14 protein-coding genes and 1 pseudogene are annotated in these 11,145 nt (G+C 70.4%); 2 read left to right on the top strand and 13 right to left on the bottom strand.

Features of this window, described 5'->3' with window-relative positions; genetic code table 11:
- From QZ483_RS09915 to rimM, 5 genes and pseudogenes are all read right to left on the bottom strand, one after another.
- A pseudogene (locus QZ483_RS09915) lies at positions 1–263 on the bottom strand (ribonuclease HII); the annotation flags it as partial.
- Between the two features lie 3 nt (positions 264–266).
- On the bottom strand, positions 267–902 hold the full coding sequence (gene lepB / locus QZ483_RS09910; RefSeq protein WP_367117099.1) for a signal peptidase I: 636 nt from the start codon (positions 900–902) through the stop codon (positions 267–269).
- Positions 903–984: 82 nt separating this feature from the next.
- Complete coding sequence (gene rplS / locus QZ483_RS09905) at positions 985–1,332, bottom strand: 50S ribosomal protein L19 (protein ID WP_297083498.1); 348 nt, start codon at positions 1,330–1,332, stop codon at positions 985–987.
- Positions 1,333–1,464: 132 nt separating this feature from the next.
- Entirely contained in the window at positions 1,465–2,166 is a 702-nt protein-coding gene (gene trmD / locus QZ483_RS09900) for a tRNA (guanosine(37)-N1)-methyltransferase TrmD (protein ID WP_297083495.1), read from the bottom strand.
- On the bottom strand, positions 2,166–2,696 hold the full coding sequence (rimM, locus tag QZ483_RS09895) for a ribosome maturation factor RimM (protein WP_297083493.1): 531 nt from the start codon (positions 2,694–2,696) through the stop codon (positions 2,166–2,168). The genes trmD and rimM overlap by 1 nt, the downstream gene beginning before the upstream one ends.
- 115 nt (positions 2,697–2,811) lie before the next feature.
- Here rimM and QZ483_RS09890 point away from each other — a divergent pair, with 115 nt between their 5' ends.
- Both QZ483_RS09890 and QZ483_RS09885 read left to right on the top strand, forming a co-directional pair.
- The gene (locus tag QZ483_RS09890; RefSeq protein WP_297083491.1) at positions 2,812–4,038 is read left to right on the top strand and encodes a carbohydrate-binding domain-containing protein; all 1,227 of its coding nucleotides are present in this window, start codon (positions 2,812–2,814) and stop codon (positions 4,036–4,038) included.
- 165 nt (positions 4,039–4,203) lie between these two features.
- Positions 4,204–4,629 carry a hypothetical protein gene (locus tag QZ483_RS09885; protein WP_297083488.1) on the top strand — a complete coding sequence of 142 codons (426 nt, stop codon included), beginning with the start codon at positions 4,204–4,206 and terminating at the stop codon, positions 4,627–4,629.
- 96 nt (positions 4,630–4,725) lie between these two features.
- On the opposite strand, the gene QZ483_RS09880 is transcribed toward QZ483_RS09885, so the two are convergent.
- The 8 genes from QZ483_RS09880 to QZ483_RS09845 all read right to left on the bottom strand — a co-directional run.
- A complete protein-coding gene (locus tag QZ483_RS09880) occupies positions 4,726–4,956 on the bottom strand; it encodes a KH domain-containing protein (protein ID WP_297083486.1) in 231 nt (76 codons plus the stop codon).
- A 2-nt stretch (positions 4,957–4,958) separates the two neighbouring features.
- Positions 4,959–5,462 (bottom strand): 30S ribosomal protein S16, encoded by a 504-nt coding sequence (rpsP, locus tag QZ483_RS09875; protein ID WP_297083483.1) that lies wholly within the window; start codon positions 5,460–5,462, stop codon positions 4,959–4,961.
- A gap of 171 nt (positions 5,463–5,633) precedes the next feature.
- Positions 5,634–6,254: a hypothetical protein gene (locus QZ483_RS09870; protein ID WP_297083481.1), complete on the bottom strand. Its 621-nt coding sequence runs from the start codon at positions 6,252–6,254 to the stop codon at positions 5,634–5,636.
- 272 nt (positions 6,255–6,526) lie between these two features.
- The gene (locus QZ483_RS09865) at positions 6,527–7,225 is read right to left on the bottom strand and encodes an FAD:protein FMN transferase (RefSeq protein ID WP_297083478.1); all 699 of its coding nucleotides are present in this window, start codon (positions 7,223–7,225) and stop codon (positions 6,527–6,529) included.
- A gap of 19 nt (positions 7,226–7,244) precedes the next feature.
- Entirely contained in the window at positions 7,245–7,847 is a 603-nt protein-coding gene (locus tag QZ483_RS09860; protein ID WP_297083477.1) for an FMN-binding protein, read from the bottom strand.
- Positions 7,848–7,851: 4 nt separating this feature from the next.
- Positions 7,852–9,204, bottom strand: coding sequence for a ferric reductase-like transmembrane domain-containing protein (locus QZ483_RS09855; RefSeq protein ID WP_297083475.1), 1,353 nt, complete (start codon positions 9,202–9,204; stop codon positions 7,852–7,854).
- A 220-nt stretch (positions 9,205–9,424) separates the two neighbouring features.
- On the bottom strand, positions 9,425–9,787 hold the full coding sequence (locus tag QZ483_RS09850; RefSeq protein WP_297083473.1) for an FAD-dependent oxidoreductase: 363 nt from the start codon (positions 9,785–9,787) through the stop codon (positions 9,425–9,427).
- A 125-nt stretch (positions 9,788–9,912) separates the two neighbouring features.
- Positions 9,913–11,145, bottom strand: a 1,233-nt coding sequence (locus QZ483_RS09845) for a PLP-dependent aminotransferase family protein (protein WP_297083468.1), incomplete at its 5' end; no start/stop codon positions are given.

Raw genomic sequence — 11,145 nt, 5'->3', positions numbered from 1 at the left:
GGCGAGGCGTGCGCGACCGCGCGCGCCACACCGAAACCGGTGCCGCCGAAGCCGGCCAGCGCATCGGCCATCGCCTCGCGCCGGGCGGGGGTGAGCTCCTTGGAGTCAGCGAGCCCCTCGGGCCACGTCGCGCACCGCGACACGGCGCACACGCCCACGGTGACAGGCCCGGCGAGCGCTCCCCTGCCGACCTCGTCGATGCCCGCGACCACGGTCGCGCCGGCGTCCCACAGGGCCGCCTCATGGGCGAGGGACACGGGCATGGGTCAGTCCTCGACCGTGTCCGGGTCCTCGTACGGGTTGCCGATGCCGTGGAAGTGGTCGAAGGGCCACACGGTGGCGAAGGCGGTGCCCACGACAGAGTCGATCGGCACGGAGCCGCCGCCGGGATTGCCCATGTGGGAGCGCGAGTCCGCGCTGTTCGCGCGGTTGTCGCCCATGACCCAGAGGTAGCCGTCGGGGACGGTCGTGGAGAACTCGGTGAGCGACGGCTCGACGCCGGGGTCGAGGTAGGTCTCGTCGAGGGGCTCGCCGTCGATCGTGATGCGGCCCTCGGCGTCGCAGCACTCGACGGTCTCGCCAGGCAGGCCCACGACACGCTTGACGAGGTGCTCGCCGGCGTCCTCGGGCAGGAGCCCGGTGAAGGTCAGCACGGTCTTGCCGGCGGACTCGAGAGCGGTGTCGTCCGAGGTGTCGACAGGGGCGAGCCAGCCACCCGGATCCTTGAAGACGACGATGTCGCCGCGGCGCAGGTCCAGCGGACCGGGACGCCACTTGGTGACGAGGATGCGGTCGTTCAGCTGCAGCGTGGTCTCCATCGACCCCGACGGGATCCAGAACGACTGGAAGAAGAAGGTCTTCAGCAGCAGCGACAGCGCAAGCGCGCTGATGATGATGACCAGGAGCTCCTTGGTGAAGCCCCACAGACGAGCACCGGCGGACGGCCTGGAGCCGTCCGCCGGTGCGTCCGAAGTGCTGGCGATCTCAGCTCTCGCGCTTCTCGCGGATGCGCGCGGCCTTGCCGCGACGCTCGCGGAGGTAGTACAGCTTCGCGCGACGGACGTCGCCGCGGCTGACGAGCTCGATGTGGTCGATCGTGGGGGCGTGCACCGGGTAGGTGCGCTCGACGCCCACGCCGAACGAGATCTTGCGGACGGTGAAGGTCTCGCCGATGCCCTGGCCCTGACGGCCGAGCACGACGCCCTGGAACACCTGGATACGCGAGCGGTTGCCCTCGATGACCTTGACGTGGACCTTCACGGTGTCGCCGGCGCGGAAGTCCGGGATGTCGTCGCGGAGCTGGCCCGCGGTGATGTGGTCAAGCTTCTGCATGACTGCTGTCTCCTCGCGCACGCCACAGGTCCTGCACGGTATCTGCCTTGCGGCATCTCTAGGTGGTTGTGCGTCGCGGACTGTGCTCGGCCCCCTGTGGCAGGCGTGAGCGCCGCGCGCACCGAAGAGCAATTATGCCACAGGGCCGGCGTCACCTTCCAGCAGATCCGGCCGGCGCTCGCGCGTGCGCTCCACTTGCTGCTCGCGCCGCCACTCAGCGACGCGTCCGTGGTGCCCGCTGAGCAGCACGGGCGGCACCTCGAGCCCGCGCCACGACGCAGGGCGCGTGTAGCTCGGGTACTCGAGCAGCCCGTCCGAGTGCGACTCCTCGACGATCGACTGGGCGTTGCCCATGAACCCCGGGATCAGGCGCGTGATCGCCTCGATCATCGCGTAGGCCGCGACCTCTCCTCCGTTGAGCACGTAGTCACCCAGCGACACCTCGGAGACGCGATACCCGGCCGCCGCGTAGTGCTCGGCCACCCGCGCGTCAATCCCCTCGTAGCGCCCGCAGGCGAACACGAGCTGCTGCTCGGTCGCCAGGGACGCCGCCGTCGCCTGTGTGAACGGCGTTCCCGCGGGGCTCGGCAGCACCAGGTGGGCGCCGGGCTCCATCACGTCGTCGAGCGCCTCGCCCCACACGTCCGGCTTCATCACCATGCCGGCGCCGCCGCCGAACGGCGCATCGTCGACGGTGCCGTGGATGTCGTGGGTCCAGTCGCGCAGGTTGTGCACGCGGGCGTCCACCAGCTCGCGCTCGCGCGCCTTGCCCAGCAGCGACACGTCGAGCACGTCGAAGAACTCGGGGAAGATCGTGACGACGTCGATCCGCATCAGTGCGTCTCCCCCGTGGCCTCCGGCGTCTCGCCCGCCAGCAGCCCATACGGCGGCGTCAGCACCACGCGCCCGCCCTCGAGGTCGACCTCCGGCACGAACTCCTCCACGAACGGGATCATCGCGCGGTGGCCGTTCGGCTCCTTCACCACGAGCACGTCCTGCGCAGGCATGGACAGGAGGTCCACCACCTCGCCGATGGCGTCGCCGTCCGGTCGCACCGCAGCGAGCCCCACGAGTTCGTGCACGAACCACGCCTCGTCCTCGTCGGACTCCTCGCCGTCGATGACCAGCTCGACCCCGCGCGCCGCCTCCGCGTCCTCGCGGGTGCGGATCTCGTCGAAGCGCAGGTACCAGCGCCCCGCCTGGGTCCTGACGCCGGCGATGGTGAGCGGCCCGGCCTGTGCGGGCTCGGTCTCGTACGCCTCTCCCGGCACGAGCCGGTCCTCGGGGATGTCGGTGCGGATCTCGACCGTCACCTCGCCCTTGAGTCCGTGGGCGCGGCCGATGCGCGCGACGGTCAGCTTCATGGCACCAGGGTACGGGGCAGGGCGCCAGACCCCCGCCAAGTCCCCAGCCCACTCCCAGCCCGCTCCCAGGCACATCGCGTGAGATGGACTCCATAGCCCCCACGAAAGGACCGCCATGAAGCTCCCCCACGCGATCACCGCCACGCTCCTCGCCGGCGCGCTCGTCCTCACCGGATGCACCGTCAGCGACTCGACTGCGAGCGCCGGAGCCACTGACACCGTCACGACCACCACGGAGACTGCGACCGAGACGACGACCGACACGACCACCGACGCGTCCACCGACACGACCACCGACGAGACCGCGACGGTCGCGAGCGATGACGACGTTGACTGGGACGCTCTTCCCACGACCGACGTGACGCTCACCGACGCGGGGATCACCATCACCGAGGCGGGCACCTACGTGCTCACCGGCTCGTCGACCGGCCAGGTCGTGGTCGACACGGACGGAGCGGTGCGCCTGGTGCTCGATGGCGTAGACATCACGTCCACCGACGGCGCCGCGATCCAGGTCGACAGCGCAGACCTCACCGTCATCGAGCTCGCGGATGGCAGCACCAACACAGTGGCCGACGGGTCGACGCGCGACGACGAGGAGATCGACGGCGCCATCTACTCCGCGGATGACCTCATCATCACCGGGGCGGGCTCGCTCGACGTGACCGCCACCTATGCCGACGGCATCGTGGGCAAGGACGACCTCACCATCGAGGAGGGCACCATCACCGTCACGAGCGTCGATGACGGCATCCGCGGCAAGGACACGCTGACCATCACCGGCGGCGACATCACGGTGGACGCCACAGGCGACGGCATCAAGTCCTCGAACAGCACCGACCTGGGCGAAGGCATTCTCACGATCGTCGGCGGCGACATCACGGTGAGCTCGGGCGACGACGCCATCAAGGCCGAGCAGCAGATAGTGATCTCCGGCGGCACCATCGACGTCACCGAGTCCGTCGAGGGCATCGAGGCGCCCGTGATCGCGATCGACGGCGGCGACATCACCGTCAACGCGAGCGACGACGGCCTCAACGCGTCGGCGTCGGACATCGTCACCAGCGGGCTGAGCATCACGATCAGCGGCGGCACCCTGGCGGTGTCGATGGGCTCCGGAGACACCGACGCCATCGACAGCAACGGCGACCTGACCATCACCGGCGGCACCATCGACATCACCGGCCAGTCCGCCTTCGACTACGACGGGTCCGGGACTCTCACCGGCGCGACCGTCACGGTCAACGGCGAAGCGGTCACGGAACTGACCGGCCAGATGATGGGCGGAAGCATGGGCGGCGGCATGGGCGGCGGCACGCGAGGAGGCCCCGGCGGTCGCTAGGCGCGACGAGGACCTCCGCTCACCCGAACGGTGACGGGGGTCGTCGTGCGCGAGTCACGGCCACCTTCACGACGCCAGGGCACGGCCCGCCGCGACGCTCCCCGCGTTTCGGGCGCTCGAGGGCTACCGTGGGGTCACGATGTCGCACCGACGATGGAGGATCCGATGACGGCCGAGAGACAGGGCATCGGCAACATGCCGGCTGGAGTGGCGTTCGTGGCGGTGCTCGCGCTGCTCATGGGCGTGGCGACGATGGCGCTCGGGGGCGTGTGGCTGTGGGTGTCCAGCGACGACGCGCTGCTGGGCGAGGTCGACACGACAGCCAGCGACGCGACCATCTACGGCTGGGTGTCGCTGGGCCTGGGTCTGGTGATCCTCCTGGTGGCGGTCGGCCTGTTCCGTCGCTCGCGGTTGTCGCGATTCCTGGTCGTGCTCCTGATGGTCGTGCGCATCGGCGCCGACGTGTTCGCGCTGATCGCCATCGACGGCTTCGCGTGGGTGCCGGCCGCGATCGGCATCGGCTGGGCGCTGCTGATCATCCTCATGCTGTCGACGGCCCGCGCCACGCGCTACTTCCTGTCCCACCACTGACGGCGAGCCACCGCGGGCGCCGGCCCGCGCATCGGCCCTCCGCACACGCGAAAGCGCCCCGTGCCTCAGGCACGGGGCGCTTCGCTGTGACGTCGGCTAGGCGACGTCGACGATGTTGACCCGGACGTCCTCGCGCGACACGGCGTCGACGACGGTGCGGATCGCCGTCGCGGTGCGGCCACGGCGGCCGATCACGCGCGGCAGGTCGTCGGGGTGCACCACCACGTTGAGCGTGGTGCCGCGGCGCCCGGTGCGCTCGCTGACCGTGACGTCGTCCGGGTTGCGGACGATGCTGCGGACCAGGAACTCGAGCGCGTCGACGACCATCGTTACTTCTCCTCGGCGTCCTCGGCGGGAGCCTCGGCGGCCTCCTCCGCGGGAGCCTCTTCGGCGGCGGCCTCAGCCTCAGCCTCGGCAGCGGCGGCCTTGGCGGCCTCCTCGGCCTCCTTCTTGGCCTTCTCCGCCTCGGCGGCCTTCTCAGCCTTGAGCTTCTCGGCGGCGTCAGCGGTCGCCTTGATCTGGTCCTCGGCGGACAGCTTGCCGGCGGGGGTCTCGACGGTGCTCTTGGCACCCTTCTCGCCCTTGAAGGTGCCCCAGTCGCCGGTCAGCGTCAGCAGCTTCTGGACCTGCTCCGAGGGCTGGGCGCCCACGGACAGCCAGTACTGCGCGCGCTCGCCGTCGATCTCGATGAGCGAGGGGTTGGACAGCGGGTGGTACTTGCCGATCTCCTCGATCGCGCGACCATCACGCTTCGCACGGCCGTCCACGACGACCACACGGTAGAAAGGCGCCTTCTTCTTGCCGAAGCGCTTGAGACGAATCTTCACAGCCATGGCTGTACTCCTTGTGTATTCGGTATGAGCCGGCTCGGACCGTCCGGGGAAACAGACGGGCGTCGCTGGCAAGACGAATAGCCGATGCGGGTAGAGGGCCGCTCCGGCCAGCCACCTATTGTGCCAGATGCGCGGGGCAAGCGGCAACGCCCGTCCCCACGACCCCAGCGCTCACGACGCGGCGGTCCCCATGGTCGCGGGCTCGACCAGTGCCACGGCGCGGCCATCCTCGACGCGGACCCACACGCAGCGATGCTCCTGAACGGCCTCGGGGTCGAGCGTCGGAGCGGCGGCCGCGGCGTCCACGGGCTTCCAGCCCTCCTCCTCGAGGTACACGCGGGTGTCCGAAGTCATGAGGACGGGACGCTCCTCGACCACGTCGTTGACCACGGCATAGGCCTGGGTCGCGGCGTCCTCCGACTCCGCGAAGGCCGCGTACTGCGTCGTGTCGGGGCCGTAGACGCACGCGACGTCGATCGTGATCAGCGACGTCGAGTAGGCGAGGACGATGCCCAGGTAGTCGCCGTCGGGCAGCGGCGCCTCGGGCTCGGCGGCGCATCCCGAGCCGATGAGGCCCTCGTCCCCGACCGGTCCGGTCATGGCGGCGAGCTGGCGCAGTCCCTCGTCCTCGATCGGGATCGTGGGATGGACCGCAAGCGCGAGCGTCGCGTCCTCGGCACCGGAGGAACTCGCCCCAGCTTCGGGCGCGGCGTCGCCGCTCGCCGCGCAACTCGCGACGAGCAGGGCTGCCCCCAGCGCACCTACGCGCCGGAGGAGACGCATCGGTGCCATCGATGTCCCCTCGACATGCTGTTGGTCGTCACCCTAACGCAGTGCCGCACCAGGTGCATCGCCGCTGTCGGGATCGTCACAGCGCGCGCTGAGTCTCAGCCGAGAGCCGCCCACGGCGCGGTGGCGCCGGCCTTGACGCGACCGTCGACCGCGCGCAGCGCCAGGGCCGCGATCCCGCGCTCCTGCGCCAGCCGGAGCGTGCGGCGGCCGCCGGCGAGGGCCGTCGACGACTTCTAAATAATCGATCCGAGACATCTGTCGGTTTCCGGTCTTTACGCCTCGTTCTCAGGGGTCGCGAACCCGACGCCGCCGGCGAGGATCGCGGTCGCCCACGCGTCGCACGCCACCAGGTCGGTGCCCGCGACGCTCACCTGGGCGAAGTGCTCGGCCGATGCGCGGGTGCGGGGGTCCCAGACGTGGCCGGGGGTGTGGGCGTGGCCGGACGTCGCCAGTGCGGTCACGGCGCGCCCGAGCTCGACCCGGCGCACCACGGGGGTCTGCGGCCCTGGCGCTTCGCGAGGATCCGCGATCCCTGCCCGCCAGCCGCCGTCGACGGGGCCGCGCCCGGAGACCGCGACGTCACCGCCGCAGGCCCACAGCAGGCCGCTCGCGCCCAGCAGTCCCAGCCGCCACCGCGAGCGCTCCATGGCCCACGTCTTGACGATGCCCGTGGGGTCGATGCCGCCATCGGGCGTGCGGGCATCGAACGCGCCGTCCGTCTCGTCGCGGAACTGCTCGCACCGATCCAGGACCTCGGCGACCGCGGGAGGGGCGTCCTGGATCGACGCTCGACCCGCGGAGATCCGCATCACCCACGAGTCTTCGCGGTAGGTCGAGAAGACCTCGTTGACCCAGCGCAGATCCGCCTCGACATGCTCCATGACGGTGTCGAGCGCGTCCGCGTCGACGTCCCCTTCGACCGCGAGCGCGAATTCCATCGCCATCGCGGTGACGGCGCGGCGCGCGGTCACGAGCGCCCGGACCCGGCCGTCACAGGCCGGCGTCAGCGAAGGCGGCCGCCGCGGACTCGATCATGGCCGGCGACGTGTAGCTCGCGCCCGAGACCACCTCGACGTCCGCCGACTGCGCCTCGAGGAATCGCTCCTCAAGCACGGGCAGCGCCATCTCGTTGATCCGGCGCGACTCCGACGCCGAGGTTCCTGCGACCGGGAACTCGACGTCGACCACCACGCCGCCCTCGATGTGCAGGCGCACCTGGTAGTCGCCGCGGATGTTGCTGACGACGGGGCCGTCGACAACCTCGGCCCCCGCGACTGCGCCGGTGCCGGAGTCGTTGCCGGTCTCCTCGGCCACGTCGCTGACGACGCAGTCGTCGCCGCTCGGATCGTCGTCGCGCTCGCGTTCCTCGACCGGGTCTTCGGTGTTGCCACGGCCCGAGTTGCTGTCGGGGTCGATATCGCGTTCGCAGTCGTCGTCCGACGTAGTCGCAGTGCCGGTGTCGACGTCCTCAGCGGTGCCGTCGTCCGCGAGCGCGTCGCTCTCAGAGCTCAGAGGCGACGGAGCGGCGATCACCGCACCCGCGATGATGGCGGCGGACGCGCCGCCCACGATCAGTGCTCGTGATGTCTTCATGAACTCACCATCCAAACTCTTCGCGATGCACGGCCTCGGGCGCGACCCCGGCAGCCAGCGCATCGGCTTCCACGTCGAGGGCCCACGCGCGCGGGCCACAGATGAACACGTCGACTGATGCGGGGTCGCGCACCATGTCCTTGAAACGAGCGGGCTGCTCCTGGGTTCCCCAGGTGTCGCCGCGATGGCCCAGCAGCACGTGCAGCGTCGCGCCCGAGTCCGCGCACAGCTGTTCGACCTCGTCGAGCAGGGGCGCCTCCTCGCGCGAGCGCGCCCGGATCACCACCGTGACCTGGTCGCCCTCCGGCGCTGACTCGAGCATCGAGCGGATGGGGGTGACGCCGATGCCGGCGGCGACGAGCACTACCGGGCCGCGCGCGCGAGACTGGTGCGTGAACACGCCGAGCGGCCCTTCGGCAAGGACCCGAGTGCCTGGCTCGAGGCTCGACACGAGGCCGGAGCCGTCGCCCGACGGCTTCACGGTGATCCGCAGCCGGTCACCCGGTGCCGCGGAGAGCGAGTACGGGTGGGACTGGCCCCGCAGTCCTGGCGCGAGGAAGCGCCACAGGAAGAACTGACCGGACTGGGCGCGCAGGCGCCCCAGGTCGCGACCGGTCATCGTCACGGTCGTCGAGCCGTCCGGCAGCCGGTCGACCGCTTCGACGGTCAGGCCGTGGCGAGCGAGCACCACCAGCGGGCGCGCGATCCGGAACACGACGAATGATCCGATCGACACGGTCCACAGCGCAGCCCAGAACCACCAGGCGACGCCCCCGCTGCGGAACGACGACCCCTCCAGGAACTGGTGCGGCACCGCGAAGGCGACGCCCACGTAGACGAGCAGGTGCACGGCGTGCCACCGCTCGTAGCGCCAGCGCAGCCGCACCGCAGTGAGCGAGGTGAGCAGCACGATCACGAAGGTCGCGAGCGCGATCTGCGCGAACAGCATGAACCAGCCGAACTGCGGCCAGGTCAGAAACTGCTCGACCGCGCCACGGCCGTCGTAGCCCGCGGAGATGATCGTGATGACCGTCGCGTGCAGCAGCATCAGGATGATCGCGATCTTCCCGATGCGCGTGTGGGTGGCGATCGCCCGGTCATGACCGATCGCCCGCTCGACCCACGGCGCCCGTGAGGCCAGCAGCACCTGCGTCATCATCAGCACGGCCGCGACGATGCCCAGCGCCCGGCCGAGCGTGTAGAACCAGTCGGCCGGCGTCTGGGCGAGCAGGCCTCCCGAGGTGATCATGAAGGCGATGCCGGCGACGGCGGCGAGCCACATCGCGGCCTCGAGACCGTCGGCCCAGCCGCGCCTGCCTGCGGCGCGCGCCCGCTGCTCGAGTGTCGGTGCTGTCACGGTGGCTCCCCGGGGTCAGGTGTCATCGGTGGCGACGCGCGGCTGCCGCGCATCGGTGATCGCTGTCGATGGTCAGGACGACCTGGTCAGTGGTCCCTGATCAGTGCTGCCTGGTCAGTATTGCCCGCGACCGCGGCCGTGTCACTGGCACGCGCACGACCCTCAGGCTTTCGTCAGGGGTTCGCGACACGAGATGGCACGGATGGGCCCGAACGGCTCGTCAGGCGACGCGCTGTCCCCGGAGCACGACGGCGGCCGGCGCCATGAGCGCGCGGATGTCTTCCCGGGGGTCCGTCCCATACATCACGAGGTCCGCGCTCGCGCCCTCGGTGAGCGTGTCCGCGCCCAGGAACGCGCGTGCCCGCCAGCTCGCCGCGGCCACGACGTCCGGTGCCGGCACGCCGGCCTCGACCACGAGGGTCGAGCGCCCGCCGCGCGCGGTGGTGATCGCAGCCGAAAGCCCGGTATACCCCGAGCCGACGATCAGCACATCGACCTTGTCCGGCACCGGCCCGTCCTGCGCGGGCAGGTCGTCGGGCAGGTCCGTCCAGTAGGAGGAGTGGGTGATCCCGGAACTCCGCATGCGCTCTGTCCTGTGCCTCGTCTCAGCCGTCGAAATGCCGCCCGGATTGTGGCGGTCCCGCAAAGGCTAGGACAGAATTGGCATGTAATTCATATCCAATACGGACAAATCACCCAGACCAATTTTCAGTGCAACGCGGGCAGGTCGCGCAGGATGCCGATGCCGCGCGCGATCTCTTCGGGCGTCGCGCAGCCAAAGCCGAAGACCAGCCCCGCCTGCGCCACCGGCGCAAGGCAATACCGCCCCAAGGGAGCCAGCGTCACGCCCCGCGCCGCCGCCTGCTCGACGACGTCGCGCTCGTACACGCCGGGGGCGAGGCGGGCGGGTGTATGAAAACCGCTGGCGGTCGGCTGCAGCCGCAGCGTGCCGGGCAGCGTCGCGGCCGCCTCCATCAGCGCCTCGTAGCGGGCGATGTAGAGGCGGCGCATCATGCGGATATGGGTGGCGAAATGGCCCTCGTCCATGAAATCCGCGACGATGGCCTGGGTCACGGTGGGCGGCCCGCTCACCCAGGTGTCGAACATCCTGTCGAAGGCCGCGACCATGCGTTCCGGCACCAGCACGAACCCCAGCCGCAAGGACGGAAACAGCGACTTGGAGAAGGTGCCGACATACAGCACCCGCCCGCTCGTGTCGGTGCTGTAGAGCGCCGGGTTGGGCGCGTTGCCGAAGTAGAATTCGCCGTCGTAATCGTCCTCGATGATCAGCGCCTGCGCCGACTCGGCGGCATGCAGCATCTCGAACCGCCGCCCAAGCGACATGACATGCCCCAGCGGCTGCTGATGCGAGGGGGTGACGAAGGCGAGGCGAAAATCCGGCGCCTTGCGCAGCCCCTCCGCGACGATCATTCCCTGATCGTCCACCGCCACCGGCACCAGATCCGCGCCCTCGGACAAGAGCGCGTTGCGCGCCCCCGATGCGCCGGGATTTTCCATCCACACGCGGTCTCCGGGGTCGAGCAGCAGACGCCCGATGAGCGAAAAGGCGTGCTGCGCGCCGGAGGTCACGAAAATCTGGTCGGGGTGGCACTTGATCCCCTTGAGGGCGCTCAGCTGCGCGGCGATCGCGCGGCGGAGCGCGGCGAGGCCCTTGGGCTGGCCATAGCCCATCACCGTGCCGCGCCCGCCCCGCAGGTGCCGCGCCGAAAGCCGGGCCCAATGCGCCATCGGAAACGCATCGAGCGCGGGCAGCGCGGTGACGAAGGCGCGGGGGGTGTGCGGCAGCCATGTCCGGTGGGCATAGGAGCGCCCGGCATGGTCGATGATCTCCGACAGCCGGGGGTCGTCCGCCGGGGCACCTGCGCCCTCGGCCACCGCATCGCCCGCGCCCGCGATCTGAGCCCAGCGCATCAGGCGGTG

Origin of the sequence: uncultured Demequina sp. (assembly GCF_913055775.1) — a bacterium.
GTDB lineage: Bacteria > Actinomycetota > Actinomycetes > Actinomycetales > Demequinaceae > Demequina.
This window is presented reverse-complemented; position numbering and strand designations above follow the sequence as displayed.